The organism is Streptomyces sp. NPDC091412 (genome assembly GCF_044756885.1).
GTDB lineage: Bacteria > Actinomycetota > Actinomycetes > Streptomycetales > Streptomycetaceae > Streptomyces.
The window spans coordinates 239,771-255,493 of the sequence record NZ_JBIVTV010000002.1 but is presented as its reverse complement, the minus strand read 5'-3'; the positions used below and the strand labels follow the sequence as shown (position 1 = coordinate 255,493).

Genomic DNA, 15,723 nt, shown 5'->3' with positions numbered 1-15,723 from the left:
CGTGCGGGTTCAGCCGTCGGCCCGCCGCTCGCGCCGCGGGCCCACGAGCCGTTCGGGGTCGCCGAGCAGGGTGACCAGCGTCGTGTCGTCGAGCAGGTGCTGGGCGCGGATCTCCTCGACCACGCTGGTTCCGTTGCGCAGCGCCGCCTGGGCCACCTCGGTCGCCCGGTGATACCCCAGGTGCGGCACCAGCGCGGTCACCAGCCCGATCGAGCGCTCGACACCCGCCCGCAGCCGGTCCCGGTCGGCGGTGATGCCGTGCACGCATCTGGTCGCCAACAGGCGGCAGGCGGCGGTCAGTTCGGTCAGCCCCTGGAACAGGCAGCGGGCGACGACCGGTTCGAAGGCGTTCAGCTGGAGCTGTCCTGCCTCGGCGGCCATCGACACCGTGACGTCGTTGCCCACCACGCAGAACGCGACCTGGTTCACCATCTCCGCGATCACCGGGTTCACCTTGCCCGGCATGATGCTGGATCCCGCCTGCACCGCGGGCAGCCGGATCTCGGCCAGGCCGGCCCGCGGGCCCGAGGACAGCAACCGCAGATCGCCGGCCACCTTGGACAGCTTCACCGCCGTGCGTTTGAGCACCCCCGAGAAATGCACCAGCGCTCCCACGTCCTGCGTGGCCTCCACCAGGTCCGCGGCGGAGACGAACGGCCGGCCGGTGAGCGCCGCCAGGTGCCGGGTGGCCAGCCGGGCGTACTCCGCGGGGACGTTCAAACCGGTTCCGATCGCCGTGCCGCCCAGGTTGACCTCCAACAGCAGTTGCCGGGCCTCGCGCAGGCGCTGCTGGTCCTCGGCCAGCATGACGGCGAACGCGCCGAACTCCTGCCCCAGGGTCATCGGCACCGCGTCCTGCAACTGGGTCCGGCCCATCTTGAGGAAGCCGGCGAACTCCGCCGCCTTGGCCCGGAACGCGTCCTCCAGCAGCGCCAGCGCGGCGAGCAGGTCGTCGGCCGCCTCGCAGAGCCCCACCCGCAGCGCCGTGGGATAGGCGTCGTTGGTGCTCTGCCCGAGGTTGACGTGTCCGTGCGGGTCGAGATGCGCGTAGTCGCCCCGGGGGCGGCCCAGGATCTCCAGGGCCCGGTTGGCGATCACCTCGTTGGCGTTCATGTTGGTCGAGGTGCCGGCCCCGCCCTGCACGACGTCGACCACGAACTCCTCGTGCAGTTCTCCCTTCCGGATCTGCTCGCAGGCCTCGACGACGGCCCGCGCGCGGGATTCGTCGAGGAGGCCGAGATCTCGGTTGGCGAGCGCGGCCGCCTGCTTGACCGTGGCGAGCGCGCTCACCAGGTGCGGGTACGACGAGATCGGCGTGCCCGACACCGGGAAGTTCTCCAGGGCGCGGGCGGTGTGGATGCCCCAGCGCACGCCGTCGGGCACGTCGAGGCGACCGATCAGGTCCCGCTCGGTGCGAAACGAGGTCGTCATGCCGCCCCGCCTTTCTGCTTGATGACTTCCATGACTCGCCCACGACCCCCACCTGCGGAGGCCCCGCGGGCGACGAACAAGAACAGCGGCCCGGAGGACACCGGGCCCGTCACGACCCGGCCCGCGTACGCGACGCCCGGCGACGGACGGCCGGCCGCCACCGGGCACCCCCGTTCCGAGCCCGCGCCCACGACGCCCAACGGCACCCGGCCGGCCGCCGGGGACCCCCGGCCCGGCCGGCACCCGCGACGATCTCCGGCTCCGAGCCGACCGCCGCCAAAAACCCCGATCCCGGCCCGCGCCCACGACGACTGCCGGCCGCCGCCGCGAGCCCTTCGCCGGCGCCGCTCGGCCGCCCGGTCGACGACACAGCCCGCCGGCCGCCCGGCACCCACGCCCGCAGCGGAGGGCGGACGTCCTCGGCGAGTGCGGACCGGGTTCGCGCGCGCTCGCGGACTGCGCGGGCCATCAGGTCCCGCCCTTGAGCAGCCGACCGCGCAGATCGTCGTGGGCGGCCAGGTCGAGGCAGGTCCAGGCCATGGCGAGGGCGCCGTCGAGGACCGCCCGGTCGGCGGCCGGGCCGGCGCAGTGCGCGGCGAACTCCTTCTGGTGGTTGACCGCCGGAAGCGAGTCGATGCCCAGGTACGGATGGATGGCCGGCACCCGGTGCGAGACGTTGCCCATGTCCGTGGACGCCCGGTTCATCCGGGACGCCGCGCTCGGCTCGGGGAAGTCACGGCCCAGCGCGGTGGCGTTGCCGACATAGAGCGCGAGCAGGTCCTCGTCGGTGACGAAGTCGGCGTACGGCGGGCTCTCCGGCTCGACCTCCAGCCGGCAGTCCGTCGCGAGGGCACCGGCCTCGAAGCACCGGTTCACCCGGGTCTCGAGTTCCGCGAGGTCGGCCAGGTTCTCCGCGCGGACGTACCAGCGGCCCTCGGTCAGCTCGGGAATCGCGTTCGGGGCCTCCCCGCCGCGGGTGACGATGCCGTGCACCCGTGTTCCCGGACCGAGATGCTGGCGCAGCAGCCCGATCGCCGTCTGGGCGACGGTGAACGCGTCCGCGGCGTTGCGCCCGTACTCGGGGTAGGCCGCCGCGTGGGAAGCCCGCCCGTGGTAGCGGATCCTGTGGTGCGCCACGGCGAACGGCTGCGCCCGGGCGACGTCGAGCGGGCCGGGGTGGATCATCATGGCCGCGTGCACGCCGTCGAACCCGCCCCGGTCGAGCATCAGGATCTTCCCGCCGCCGCCCTCCTCGGCCGGGGTACCGAGCACGGTGACGGTCAGCCCGGCGTCGTCCGCGAGATCGGCCAGCACCCCGGCGGCACCCACCGCCGCGGCGGCGATGACGTTGTGCCCGCAGGCATGTCCGAGGCCGGGCAGCGCGTCGTACTCGGCGCAGATCGCGACGTTGAGCGGACCGCCGCCGATCCGGGCCCGGAACGCGGTCGGCAGTCCGCAGAACTCCGGCTCGACGGTGTAGCCGAGACCGTTCAGCTCCTCGGCGACCCACCGCGCCGCACGGTGCTCCTCCCAGGCGACCTCGGGATGGGCGTGCAGGCGGTGGGACAGGCGCAGAACCCGCTCCGACAGACCGGGCAGCCGCGCTGCCGCCCGGTCCTTGAGAGTGCTCACAGGTCACCCGGCACGCCGTAGCTCGGTGCCTCGGCGGGGTGCAGCGCACGCGACAGGTAGTCCCGCTTCTCCTTCGCCCACCGCCGCCACAGCTGCTCCAGCTCGCCCATCGGGTCGTCGTCCGCCCAGTCCACCCGCAGGTCGGTGACCGGCCAGCTCGCCTCGTGCACGACGACGAGGCCCGCCGAGTGCTCCGGCCCCTCCTCCCCTCCGGCGTCCCGGCCGGCGAGCAGGCCGGCCAGCAGCCGCTCCTCGAACTCGGCGCCCGCGGCCCGCTCGTAGGCGGCCAGCATGGCGTCCACCACACCGGGGTCCGAGAGCAGGTTGCCGGCCGCGACCACACCGCTGCCTTCGACGGCCCGGTGGGTGCCCAGCGTGCCCGCGCCGGAGAAGGCGGCGGTCCGCTCCTTCGCGTCCACCACCGCCAACTGCCGGTAGCCGCTGTACTCGTCCGAGGCGACGGCGGCCGCGACCGCGTGCTTCGGGTCCACGCCCTCCGCCAGCAGCCTCAGCAGACGCGGCCCGAGCGCCGGGTTGGTGACGTTCTGCGACGCGGCGGCTCCGACGCCGGCGCGTACGTGAGCGCACCGCGCGGCGACCGCGGGGCTCGAAGAGGTGACGACGACGCCGAACGCGCCGGTGGTCTCGTCACGGGCGACCAGGGAAAACGTCATGGATGATCCTCACTGTGCGGGCGCGCGGCGCGGTCAGCGCGACGCGTCGACCTTGTCGGACAGCTCGGCCGCCGCCTTGACCAGGTCCAGCGGGCCGTTGAAGTCGAAGTTGCGGTACACCGCGCCGAGTTGGGCGAACGGCGGGGACTGGGCGAACAGCTGGAACGTCAACCGGTGCCCGGCGTAGTCGCTGTTGAGCAGGTCACGGGCGAAGGCCAGCAGCCGGCGCCGGTCCTCGGCCACCCAGTTCTCGTTGACCGTGTAGTACTTCTCCAGCCACGGGGCGACTTCGGGGTCCGCGAACGTCGCCGCGTCCGGGGTGATGCAGATCTGGCCGCCGCACAGCTCGCGGGCGGTGTGCATCATGACCGGGAGCTGGGACAGCGCGACCACGCGGCCGGTGTAGAGCAGCGACTGGTTCGGCATCAGCAGGCCGCCCGGGCTCGGCTCGGCCATCGCGATGGCGGCCGTCAGGTGCGCGTTGACACTCTCCCGGTAGCAGGCCAGCTGGGCCAGCTTCTCCTGCACGGCGGGCTGCTTCTCGAGACCGGTCTGCTTCACGTTCCACAGGGCGGCGCCGATCATCAGGTCCGCCAGGTGCAGGGTGCGCTGCACGAACGGGAAGGCGCTGTAGCGGTGCAGCGTGGCGCGGATGAAGGAGGCGGCGCGGGTGTGCTGGTAGAACAGCACGTCCTCCCACGGGATCTCGACGTCGTCGAAGATCACCAGCGACTCGACCTCGTCGACCCGGTTCGCCAGCGGGTAGTCGCTCGCCGGGGCGCGGCCGGCGAAACCGTTGCGGCAGACGAACTTGAGGCCCGGCGCGCCCATGTCCAGCATGAACCCGACCGCGTAGTCGGACATCGCGTCGTTGCCCCAGTTGGCGATCGTCGGCTTGGTGAAGGCCTGGTTGGCGTAGGCCGCGGCGGTCTCGTACTTGGCGCCGCGGACCACGATCCCGTTGTCGGTCTCCCGCACGACGTGCAGCAGCATGTCCGGGTCCTGGTCCTTGGGTGCCTTGGACCGGTCGCCCTTGGGGTCGGTGTTGGCCGAGACGTGGAACGGGTCCGCGGTGACGGCCCGGGCGATGTGCCGCCGGATGTTCTCGGAGAAGCGCGGGTCGACCTCGTTGAGCACGTCCTGGCCGTCGTAGAGGGACCACATCTCGCCGATGGTCTCGTCGCCGACACGGGTGGCGACCCCGCCCGCGGCCCGCTGCACCAGTTCGACCGCGGCCCGCTTGTCGTGCCAGTCCTGCCGGGTGCGGGGCAGCTTGTTCGCGACCGCGTTGAGCTCGCCGCTGCCGGCGTCCTGGTAGGTCATCCGGGCCTGGGTCGCCTCTTCGTGCGCCAGATCGTGGATCCGGGCCCGGACGTCGACGATCGGCTTGAACATCGGGTGCCGGGTGACGTCGTCGACCTTCTCCCCGTCCACCCAGACCTGCCGGCCGTCCCTGATGGACTCGCGGTACTCGTCGCCTGTACGGATCATCGTGTCGTCCTTCGCTGCTGGTGGTGGACCGGACCGGAGCCGGGGAAGTCCGGGAACGTCGACGGCGGGAAGGTCTCGGGCTGCGCGTACCGCCGGCCGCTGTAGACGAGCGGAGTACCGCCGGAGACGGTGACGTCGCGGATCACACCGACGTAGACGTGGTGGGTGCCGACGGTGAGTACGGTGTGCAGCTCGCAGTCGAAGGACGCGACGGCGTCCGCGATCCGCGGCGCGCCCGACACCGTTCGCGCCCACTCGCCGCAGGTGAAGTCCCACTTCTCCTTGCCCGGCCAGGGGCGGCCGGCGAACGTGTCCGCGACGTGGTCGTGCTGCCGGCCCAGGACGCTGACCGCGAACGACCCGTGGGCCTGGATCGCCTCGTTCATGGGGCTTCGCTGGTTGACGCAGACCAGGAGACTCGGGGGGTCCTCGGACACCGAACACATCGCGCTCACCGTCTGCGCGAACCGGCCCGACGGGCCGTCCGTGGCGACCACGGTGACACCGGTGGCCGCGGCACCCATGGCGGCCCGGAAACGGGCCACCGGGACCGACGTGATCGTGGCCGTCTGCACATCTGTCTCGGGGCTTGGCACGACTTCGCCTCCTTCGGGGAAAGTGCCGTGCTGACTTGCCGAGAAGTATGTGAGCGGGCTCTGCCATAGGACCAACAGAACTTTTTGTGGACAGCCTTCGATTTCACTTATACGTTTCGGGCGGCAGAGAGGACCGCCCGGCCATGCACGAGATCAGTTTTCGACAGCTCGAGTACTTCGTCGCCGCCGCCGAGACGGGCAGCGTCACCGCAGCCGCCGCGAAGGTGCACCTGACCCAGTCGGCGGTCTCCACCTCGCTGGCCGAGCTGGAGGAGAACCTCGGCGTGCAGCTGTTCCTCCGGCACGCCCGCGGACTGAAGCTGACCGCCCCGGGACGGCAGGCCCTGGCGGACGCGCGGCGGCTGCTGTCCGGCGTGGACGAACTGCGCGACTCGGCACGCTCGGTGACCTCGTCGCTGTCGGGCAGCCTGGTCGTGGGCTGCTACAGCACGCTGGCGGCGGTGCTGCTGCCCCGCGTCATCGCCGACTTCGTCGCGAAGTACCCGGACGTGGACCTGCGCTTCATCGAGGGCTCGGACCAGTACCTCGTGGGCCAACTGCGCGGTGTCAGCTGCGACATCGCCCTGATGTACGAGGCGGACGAGTTCAAGCTGGCGAAGGACCTGCGGATGACGGCGCTGTACGCCGCCGAGCCCTACGTCCTGCTGCCGGCCCGCCACCCCCTGGCGGCCCGGGACGAGGTCGGCGTGGCGGACCTGGCCACCGAACCGATGATCCTGTTCGACCTCCCGCCGGGCGCCACCTACTTCCTGTCCCTGTTCAAGGACGAGGGCCTGACGCCGGACGTGCGCTACCGGGCGACCAACTTCGAGATGGTCCGCTCGCTGGTCGCCCACGGCCTCGGCTACTCGGTGCTGACCCAGCGCCCGGGCATCCCGATCAGCTACGACGGTCTGGAGATCGTCACCAGGCCGCTGGCCCCGCGACCGCCCGGACTGAACGTCGGCATCGTGCGCCTCGCCGATCTCGCGCCCAGCCGCCGCGCCGTCGCGTTCGCCGAGCAATGCGCCGAGACGCTGGGCGGAACCATCGATTCCTTCGATGGTTGATTTCAAATAATTCTGTTTGTTCTAACTCCGCGTTTGCTGGCTGAATGACCTGCACTCCAGCTCAACCACTCAGCCGGACGGAGACGCAAGTCCATGTCGAACCGCGACCTCGAACTTCTCCTGCAGACGCTGGCCATCGATTCCACCTGGGGCCGGGAGCGGGAACTCGCAGAGTTCATCGCCGACCAGCTCCGGCAGTGGGGGGCGGACGAGGTGCGCCTCGTGGAGTCGATGCCGGGCCGGCCCAGCGTCGGGGCCCGGATCAAGGGAACGGGCGGCGGCAGCTCGCTGATTCTCAACGGCCACCTGGACACCTACGAGGTCTCCGGGGACTGGGACACCGACCCGTTCGCCCCCTACGTCGCCGACGGCAGGATCCACGGTTCCGGAATCGCCGACATGAAGGCCGCCACCACGGCTTCGCTCGCGGTGATGCGCCGGGTCCTGGAATCGGGCACCCGCCCCCGCGGCGACCTCGTCTTCCAGGGCGTGTCCTGCCACTTCGAAGGCGGGGTCGGCACACGTTCCCTGATCGACGCCGGCTTCACCGCCGACGCGGCCGTCTGCGGCGAACCGACGGACAACACCATCGGCGCGGTGCACCGCGGCGCGGCCTATCTGGAGATCACGACCTACGGCAAGCAGGCCCACACGGCGGGCAAGCACCTGGGACTCAACGCGATCGAGACGATGGAGCCGATCCTGGCCGCCCTGCGCGAGCTGGAGGGCACCCTGCCCTACGAGCCCCACCCGGAGCTTCCCGGCGGTCCGATCCTCAACATCGGCACCATCCAGGGCGGCACCAAGCACAACCAGGTCCCCGACCGCTGCACGATCTCGCTGGACCTGCGGCTGCTGCCGTCCCAGGACCCCTACGCGGTCCGGCAGCAGGTCATCGCCATGATCGACAAGCTGAGCGCCGACGACCCCCGGATCAGGGCGACGGTCGAGTTCAGCCCCCACTGGCTCAGCGGCCCGCGCCTGCCGTACGAGATCGACACCGGGGCGCCCATCGCCCGCACCGTGGCCGACGCGGTGCGCACCACCGGCGGGGACCCGGTGTTCCGCGGCATCCAGTTCTGGACCGACATGGTCCCCCTCAAGCAGGCCGGTATCGACTCGGTCAACATCGGCCCGGGCACGCCCCCTTACAACTGGGCGAACGAATGGGTCGAGACGAGCAAGTACCTCGAGATCGTCGAGATCTACGCGGCCGCCGCCCACGCGTGGTGCTCCTGACCCGTGGTGCGCGCGACACGGGGTGCCCCTGACCGGGGCACCCCCCAGGACGGCTCCGGCTTACCCCTCTCCCTCGTCGTATCCGAAGAAGAACGAGGTCCACCGTGGCAACGACCAGTGATCGACCCGTTTCGACCGTTCCCCACGAAGAGGCCCCAGCCCCCGGCGGCGGACTCAAGAGATCCCTGAAGAACCGGCACCTGACGATGATCGCGCTCGGCGGCATCATCGGCGCCGGGCTCTTCGTCGGCTCCGGTGCGGTGATCAACCAGACCGGTCCCGCGGCAGTGCTGAGCTACGCCGTCAGCGGCGTACTGATGATCTTCGTCATGCGGGCCATCGGCGAGATGGCCGTACTGCGGCCGTCCGCGGGCTCGGTGGCCAACTTCGCCCGGCACGGGCTCGGCAACTGGGCCGGGTTCACCATCGGCTGGCTCTACTGGTACTTCTGGGTCGTCGTGGCGGCCATCGAGGCCGTCGCCGGGGCCGGCATCCTGGGCGGCTATCTGCCCTCGGTGCCCACCTGGGCCCTGTGTCTCGGCCTGATGCTGGTGATGACCGCCATCAACCTGCTGTCGGTGAAGGCCTACGGCGAGTCGGAGTTCTGGCTCGCCTCCGTGAAGATCGCCGCGATCATCTTCTTCGCCTGTGTCTCGGTGGTCTTCCTGTTCGGCGGCACCGGCAGGCCCAGTCCGGGCCTGAGCCACCTCTTCGGCTCGGGCGGTTTCTTCCCGCTGGGTGTCACGGCCGCGGTGATCGGCAGCGTGACGGTGCTGTTCTCCATGGGCGGCGCGGAGATCGCCACGATCGCGGCCGCCGAGTCCGAGAAGCCCGCCGAGTACGCCGCCAAGGCGACGAAGCAGGTGATGTACCGGGTCTTCACCTTCTATGTGCTGTCGGTGCTGCTGATCGTGTGCATCGTGCCGTGGAACTTCTCGTTCTCCGGCAAGATCATCAAGAGCCCGTTCGCGGTCGCCCTGGACACCGTGGGCGTTCCCTACACCTCGGTCATGATGCAGGTGGTCGTGCTGACCGCGGTGCTCAGCTCGCTCAACTCCTGCTTGTACATCACCTCGCGCATGCTGCTCACCCTGGCCGAGCAGGGGGAGGCACCGAAGTTCCTCGCCAAGGTCAACTCCCGCGGCGTGCCGGTCCGGGCGATCCTCGCCGGGACGTCGATGGGCTACCTCGCCGTGGTCGCCAACTACTTCTTCCCCGAACAGATCTTCATCTTCCTCATCAACTCCTCCGGCGCCATCCAGCTCATCTACTACATCGTGCTGGTGGCGGCGCAGATCCGGCAGCGCAGCCGGATCGAGCGCGAGGGCGGCGAGCCGATCAGGCTGAAGATGTGGCTCTTCCCGTACCTGTCCTACGTGACCATCGCGTGGATGGCCGGAGTGCTCGCCGTCATGGTCGTCATGCCGGAGACACGGCCGCAGGTGGGATTGAGCTTCCTCAGCCTGGCCGTGGTGCTGGCCGCCTACGGGTACCGGGTCCGTGCCCAGCGGCGGGCGGCGCAGGCTGTCTGAGGCCGCGGTCCCCGGCACCTGAGGCCGCGGTGCCCGGCCGGTGGCCCGACCCGGCCGGGCCCCGCGCATCGCCCGGCCCGCGTCCCACCTTGTCCGCCCGGTCCTTCCCGGCCGACTGGACGAGGTGGGATGCGGGCTGCCGCCCCATACAGGCTGCCTTCCTTGTGGGTTCCGCACACATGCCCTCCCTCCGTGTGCCGCGCCTAAGGTGAGCCGCCGCGGTGGGACGGAGCCGTGGAAGCGCGGACGAAAGGGCGGGGACATGCGGTACAGACGAAGCCGTACGGGCCGGTGGCGGATGGTGCTCGCCCTGCTGATGGCCGTGGTGGCCGGACCGGTGGCCGGCGCCGGCACCGCGTCGGCCGCCGAACCGCCGCCGTCCTACCTCAGCCTGGAGGCGAGCTACGGAGCCGGCACCGTCACCAACGGCTGGGAGCGCGTGGAGCGCTACGCCGACACCACCCCCGGATTCCGCACCGAGGGCTACCCGGCCGACGGCCGCGGTGACCAGGACGGAAAGCGCGTCACGTACTTCGGCGGGGTCTCCCGCCCGAGCTCCGGCCGCTTCCTGCTCTACTCGGCCCCCGGCTGGGACACCGGCAGCCGCACCACACCGGTCCTGCTCGTGCACGGCGCCAACGACACCGCGGACCGCGCCTGGGCCAACCCGGGCGAGGCGGGCGGCTACGGCTGCGGCGCCCTGTCCTGCCCGTCCACCGGTCTGATGCAGTACCTGTCCGCGCGCGGCCACCGCGTCTTCGCCGTCGGCTTCGCGCACAAGCAGGGCGACAACCTGATGCAGGCGCAGATCGTCGGCGACGCCATCGCCGTCATCAAGGCGAAGCTCGGCGTCGCCAAGGTCGACCTCGTCGGCTGGAGCAAGGGCGAGATGTCGACCCGCGCGTACGTGTCGTCGCTGAAGCCGAGCTGGGGGCGGGCGTACGCCGGCGACGTGCGCAGGCTGATCACCGTCGGCGGTCCGAACGGCGGCTACGACTACCCGTACGCGCACGGCTGGGCGCACGACTTCTCCATCTGGCCCGAGTGCGGCGGCAAGGTCAACGCGCCCTCCCCGCACTCGCGGATGACCTGCTACGGCCTGTACACCGCGCACCCCGAGTTCTCGATGACGCCGTCCGGCGGCTACGACAACTACCCGGGCCAGCGGCAGATGCTGGCCCGCTGGGACGGCAAGTACGGAGTCGACGGCGCCGCGCAGGACTGGTACACGACGTACTACGGCGGCCAGGGCTTCTACACCGCGGGCAGCGGCATCCAGGCCGCCATCGACGCCGGTTCGCTGATCAAGCCGCTGCACGACGCCGGCGTACCCGCCTCCGTCACCACCTACCTGCTGGCCGGCGGATCCCCCAGCGTCGTCGGCATCTTCAACGAGAACCGCGGGCCGAGCGACGGTGTCGTCTTCATCGCCAGCGCGCTCGACACCACCGGCATCCCCACGGTCGGCGGCACCGCCACCGTCGCCGGCGCCAACCACCTGGAGCTGGGCTGGAACAGCTCGGCCGCCGCCCAGATCGCCACGTGGCTCTCGTAAAGGACCAAAGGACCAGATGACGATGACCAGCAGCATCCGCACCCGCCGGGTAGCCACCGACCGTCTCACCGTGCAGATCGCCGAACTCCGGGACGAGGGCGAACCGGTCGTCTTCGTCCACGGCAACGTCTCCTCCTCCGCCTTCTGGCACACCACCCTGCCCCTGCTGCCGGACCGCTACCGCCCCATCGCGCTGGACCTGCGCGGCTTCGGCGGCACCGATCCGCTGCCCATCGACGCCACGCGCGGCCTGCGCGACCACGCCGACGACCTCGCCGCGCTGCTGACGGCCCTCGGGATCGACCGGGCACACCTGGTGGGCTGGTCCATGGGCGGCGGCGTGATCATGCAGTACCTGAGCGACCGTCCGGCCGCGGTGCGCTCACTGACCCTGGTCAACCCGGTCTCGCCGTACGGCTTCGGCGGCACCCACGGCGTGGACGGGACCCTCAACTCCGAGGACGGGGCGGGCTCGGGCGGCGGCACGGCCAACCCGGAGTTCGTCTCGCTGCTGGCCAAGGGCGAGCGCGGCGAGGACTCCCCCGTCGCACCCCGCTCCGTCCTCGCGAACTGCTACGTCAAGCCGCCGTGGCGCCCCGAGGGCGAGCACGAGGACGCGTACGTCGACTCCATGCTCACCACGCGCACCGGCGACGACCACTATCCGGGCGACAGCGTGGCGTCCACGGCCTGGCCGGGCGTGGCCCCCGGCACCCGGGGGGTGCTCAACTGCCTTTCCCCTGTCCATTTCCGCCTCGACGAGCTGCACCTGATCGATCCCAAGCCGCCGGTGCTGTGGATCCGCGGCGAGGACGACGTGATCGTCTCGGACACCTCGGTGTTCGACCTGGCGCACCTGGGCGCGATCGGCGCGGTGCCCGGCTGGGACGGCACCCCCGCCCAGCCGATGGTGGCGCAGACCCGTCACGTCCTGGACCGGTACGCGGCGCACGGCGGCACGGTCCGCGAGGTCGCCGCCCCCGACGCCGGGCACGCGGTGCATCTGGAACGCCCGGAGGAGTTCGGCGCGGCCCTGCTGGGGATCCTCACGGCATGACACCACGCACCACGGTACGCACGACCGAACAGGGCGCCGTTCGCGGCGGTGTTTCCGCTTCCGCGGACGGCGGCGTGGCGTCCTTCCTGGGCATCCCGTACGCCGCCCCGCCGTTCGGCCCCCGCCGCTTCCTGGCGCCGTGCCCGCCCGAGCCGTGGCGGGGGGTGCGCGACGCCACGGCCTACGGCCCGACCGTGCCGCACGCGCCCTACGCGCCGCCCTTCGACACCCTCATCCCGGAGGACGTCATCCCCGGCGAGGACTGCCTGAACCTCAACATCTGGACACCCGCCCCGGAGCCGGGGGCCGGCCTGCCGGTGATGGTGTGGCTGCACGGCGGGGCGTTCTCCAACGGCTCGGGCTCCGCGTCGGCGTACGACGGCAGCGCCTTCGCCCGTGGCGGGGTCGTCTGCGTCACTCTCAACTACCGCTTGGGCTCGGACGGTTTCCTCCATCTGCCGGGCGTCCCGGACAACCGCGGACTGCTGGACCAGGTGGCCGCGCTGCGCTGGATCCGCGCCAACATCGCCTCCTTCGGCGGCGACCCCGACCGGGTGACGGTCTTCGGCGAGTCCGCGGGCGCGATGAGCATCGGGGTCCTGCTGGCCACCGGTCTGGCACGCGGACTGTTCCGCCGGGCGATCCTCCAGAGCGGCGCCTGCCACCACTACCTGCGCCCGTCCTCGGCGGCCCTGATCGCCTCCCGCCTGGCCGCGAAGCTCGGCATCGACCCGACCGTGGAGTCCTTCGCCGCGGTCCCCCTGACCGACCTCCTCCCCGCCCAGGCCGAACTCCGCGCGGAGGTGAGCGCCCGCCCGGACCCGGCGCTGTGGGGCGAGGCGGTCCTCAACCTGATGCCGTTCGAACCGGTCACGGCCGGCCTGTCCCTCCCCGGCCCCGACTGCGGCGTCGACCTCCTGATCGGCAGCAACCGCGAGGAGTACCGCCTGTTCCTGGCTCCCACGGGACTCCTGGACGCGATCCCCGACTCCGGACTCCGCGCCACAACGACGGCATACGGCCTGGACCCGGACGAGGCCCTCCCCGTCTACCGGGTGACCCGCCCCGCCGCCACCCCGGGCGAGCTTCTCTCCGCGGTGGCGACGGACTGGTTCTACCGCATCCCCGCCATCCGCCTGGCCGAGTCCGTTCCGGGCTCCCACGTCTACGAATTCGCCTGGCGCTCCCCACAATTCGAAGGCCGTCTGGGCGCCTGCCACGCCCTGGAACTCCCCTTCGTCTTCAACCGCCTCCACGACCCGTCGTACACCCCCCTACTGGGCCCCCACCCACCCCAGCCCCTCGCGGACGCCATGCACACGGCCTGGCTCTCCTTCGCGAAGACCGGCAACCCGGGCTGGCCCGCCTACGACACGACCACCCGCACGACGATGGTCTTCACCGAGGCCCCCACCCCGGAAAACGACCCACGCAGCCAGGAACGCCTCCTGTGGAAAGGCGTGCGCCAGTCGTGACCGGCAACTGGCGGAAGGACCGCATCGGCAGCGCGCTTCGGGCCGAGAACCCCGCCGTGCTCCGCAGGCTGGAAGCGGGCTTCGCGGTGATCGGAGACGTTCAGTTCCTGCCCGGGTACTCGGTGCTTCTCGTGGACGATCCCGCGGTGGAACGGCTGTCGGAGCTGCCGAAGAGCAGGCCGATGGCGTTCCTGTCCGACATGGACAAGCTGGGGGAAGCGGTCGAACGTGCCTGCAGGCGGCTGGACCCGGCTTTCCGACGGGTCAACCTGGAGATCCTGGGGAACACCGATCCGTTCCTGCACGCGCATGTGTGGCCACGCTTCGACTGGGAGCCGGCCGATCTCGTGGGCCGGCCGGTGTGGCTGTATCCGCGCCGGCACTGGCACGACGAGCAGTACGCGCTCGGCCCCCGGCACGACACGCTGCGCGGGGCAATCACAGCCGAACTGGACCGCCTCGCGTAAGGCAGTGCCGACCAGTCGCCGCTCGCACCACGCCTCCTGTTCCGTCCCGATCGGGGAGACCGGCTCAGTGACGAACGGCCGACGCAAAAGGGGCCGACCCCGAAGGAGCCGGCCCCTTGCCACCTGCGAACTTGACGAACCACCTAGCTCACAGCAACAACCGCTCACACGTTGAAGCGGAACTCCACCACGTCCCCGTCGCGCATGACGTAGTCCTTGCCCTCCATGCGGGCCTTGCCCTTGGCGCGGGCCTCGGCGACCGAGCCGGACTCCAGGAGGTCCTCGAAGGAGATGACCTCGGCCTTGATGAAGCCCTTCTGGAAGTCGGTGTGGATGACACCGGCGGCCTCGGGGGCGGTGGCGCCCTTCTTGATGGTCCAGGCGCGGGACTCCTTGGGGCCGGCCGTCAGGTAGGTCTGGAGGCCGAGGGTGCGGAAGCCGACGTGGGCGAGGGTGGCGAGGCCGGGCTCGTCCTGGCCGACGGACTGGAGGAGCTCCAGGGCCTCGTCCTCGTCCAGCTCGGCGAGGTCCGCCTCCAGCTTGGCGTTGAGGAAGATCGCCTCGGCGGGGGCGACCAGCGCGCGCTGCTCGTTCTTGAAGTCCTCGTCGACCAGTTCGTCCTCGTCGACGTTGAAGACGTACAGGAAGGGCTTGGTGGTGAGCAGGTGCAGGTCGTGCAGGAGCTCGGCGCGCTCGCTGCCCTGGACGATGCCGTGCGCGAAGAGCGTGTCGCCCTTCTCCAGGATGTCCTTGGCCTCCTCGACGGCCTTGACCTTGGGGCCGACGTCCTTCTTGATCCGCGACTCCTTCTGGAGCCGGGGCAGGACCTTCTCGATGGTCTGGAGGTCGGCGAGGATCAGCTCGGTGTTGATCGTCTCGATGTCGTCCTTGGGCGAGACCTTGCCGTCGACGTGGACGACGTTCTCGTCCTTGAAGGCACGGATGACCTGGCAGATCGCGTCCGACTCGCGGATGTTCGCGAGGAACTTGTTGCCCAGGCCCTCGCCCTCGCTGGCGCCGCGCACGATGCCGGCGATGTCGACGAAGTCAACGGTCGCCGGGAGGATCCGCTCCGACTTGAAGATCGAGGCGAGCTGGGCAAGACGACCGTCCGGCACGCCGACGACACCGACGTTCGGCTCGATCGTGGCGAACGGGTAGTTGGCCGCGAGCACGTCGTTCTTGGTCAGGGCGTTGAACAGGGTCGACTTGCCGACGTTCGGCAGACCGACGATTCCGATCGTGAGCGACACGTTGCGACTTCCCGTACGTGAGGAGATTGGGGCCAGGCGGCCGATCCACCAGTCTACGGCGTGTCCCAGCCGGGCCCCGCGACGGTTCGAACGCTTGGCCAAGCTGCCGCGCACGGCGTGTCAGGCGGGCTATTCGCCACATAAGCCGACCTAGGTTGGTCCAGTGGAGCAGCACAGGACGCGACACCAGCAGCACGGACCGCGACGAAGCAGGCCGCCGGTACCCCCGGCACGGCGGCCTCCTGCCGCAT

At 70.9% G+C, this 15,723-nt stretch carries 13 protein-coding genes; 7 read left to right on the top strand and 6 right to left on the bottom strand.

Annotated elements, in window-relative coordinates:
- Window positions 1-9: 9 nt before the first annotated feature.
- The 5 genes from ACIQMV_RS05295 to ACIQMV_RS05275 form a co-directional block, all read right to left on the bottom strand.
- Window positions 10-1,431 (bottom strand): aspartate ammonia-lyase, encoded by a 1,422-nt coding sequence (locus tag ACIQMV_RS05295; RefSeq protein ID WP_402591284.1) that lies wholly within the window; start codon window positions 1,429-1,431, stop codon window positions 10-12.
- 468 nt (window positions 1,432-1,899) lie between these two features.
- The gene (locus ACIQMV_RS05290; RefSeq protein ID WP_402591282.1) at window positions 1,900-3,063 is read right to left on the bottom strand and encodes a M20 family metallopeptidase; all 1,164 of its coding nucleotides are present in this window, start codon (window positions 3,061-3,063) and stop codon (window positions 1,900-1,902) included.
- Entirely contained in the window at window positions 3,060-3,737 is a 678-nt protein-coding gene (locus ACIQMV_RS05285) for a DUF1028 domain-containing protein (protein ID WP_402591280.1), read from the bottom strand. Before ACIQMV_RS05285 ends, ACIQMV_RS05290 begins: the two co-directional genes overlap by 4 nt.
- Before the next feature lie 33 nt (window positions 3,738-3,770).
- Window positions 3,771-5,228, bottom strand: coding sequence for a 4-hydroxyphenylacetate 3-hydroxylase family protein (locus ACIQMV_RS05280; RefSeq protein WP_402591278.1), 1,458 nt, complete (start codon window positions 5,226-5,228; stop codon window positions 3,771-3,773).
- Entirely contained in the window at window positions 5,225-5,824 is a 600-nt protein-coding gene (locus tag ACIQMV_RS05275) for a flavin reductase family protein (RefSeq protein ID WP_216372776.1), read from the bottom strand. Before ACIQMV_RS05275 ends, ACIQMV_RS05280 begins: the two co-directional genes overlap by 4 nt.
- A 143-nt stretch (window positions 5,825-5,967) precedes the next feature.
- On the opposite strand from ACIQMV_RS05275, the gene ACIQMV_RS05270 reads away from it, so the two are divergent.
- The 7 genes from ACIQMV_RS05270 to ACIQMV_RS05240 all read left to right on the top strand — a co-directional run bounded on the left by ACIQMV_RS05270 (window position 5,968) and on the right by ACIQMV_RS05240 (window position 14,219).
- A complete protein-coding gene (locus tag ACIQMV_RS05270) occupies window positions 5,968-6,894 on the top strand; it encodes a LysR family transcriptional regulator (RefSeq protein ID WP_402591276.1) in 927 nt (308 codons plus the stop codon).
- 93 nt (window positions 6,895-6,987) lie between these two features.
- Entirely contained in the window at window positions 6,988-8,133 is a 1,146-nt protein-coding gene (locus ACIQMV_RS05265) for a M20 family metallopeptidase (protein WP_402591274.1), read from the top strand.
- Between the two features lie 104 nt (window positions 8,134-8,237).
- Window positions 8,238-9,665, top strand: a complete 1,428-nt coding sequence (locus ACIQMV_RS05260) for an amino acid permease (protein WP_402591272.1) — start codon at window positions 8,238-8,240, stop codon at window positions 9,663-9,665.
- Window positions 9,666-9,927: 262 nt separating this feature from the next.
- A complete protein-coding gene (locus ACIQMV_RS05255) occupies window positions 9,928-11,220 on the top strand; it encodes a triacylglycerol lipase (RefSeq protein WP_216372777.1) in 1,293 nt (430 codons plus the stop codon).
- 22 nt (window positions 11,221-11,242) lie between these two features.
- Entirely contained in the window at window positions 11,243-12,277 is a 1,035-nt protein-coding gene (locus ACIQMV_RS05250) for an alpha/beta fold hydrolase (protein ID WP_402591270.1), read from the top strand.
- Window positions 12,274-13,752 (top strand): carboxylesterase/lipase family protein, encoded by a 1,479-nt coding sequence (locus ACIQMV_RS05245; RefSeq protein ID WP_402591268.1) that lies wholly within the window; start codon window positions 12,274-12,276, stop codon window positions 13,750-13,752. The genes ACIQMV_RS05250 and ACIQMV_RS05245 overlap by 4 nt, the downstream gene beginning before the upstream one ends.
- Window positions 13,749-14,219 carry a diadenosine tetraphosphate hydrolase gene (locus ACIQMV_RS05240; RefSeq protein ID WP_402591266.1) on the top strand — a complete coding sequence of 157 codons (471 nt, stop codon included), beginning with the start codon at window positions 13,749-13,751 and terminating at the stop codon, window positions 14,217-14,219. Before ACIQMV_RS05245 ends, ACIQMV_RS05240 begins: the two co-directional genes overlap by 4 nt.
- A gap of 164 nt (window positions 14,220-14,383) precedes the next feature.
- On the opposite strand, the gene ychF is transcribed toward ACIQMV_RS05240, so the two are convergent.
- Window positions 14,384-15,472: a redox-regulated ATPase YchF gene (gene ychF / locus ACIQMV_RS05235; protein ID WP_141358831.1), complete on the bottom strand. Its 1,089-nt coding sequence runs from the start codon at window positions 15,470-15,472 to the stop codon at window positions 14,384-14,386.
- Window positions 15,473-15,723: the final 251 nt, after the last annotated feature.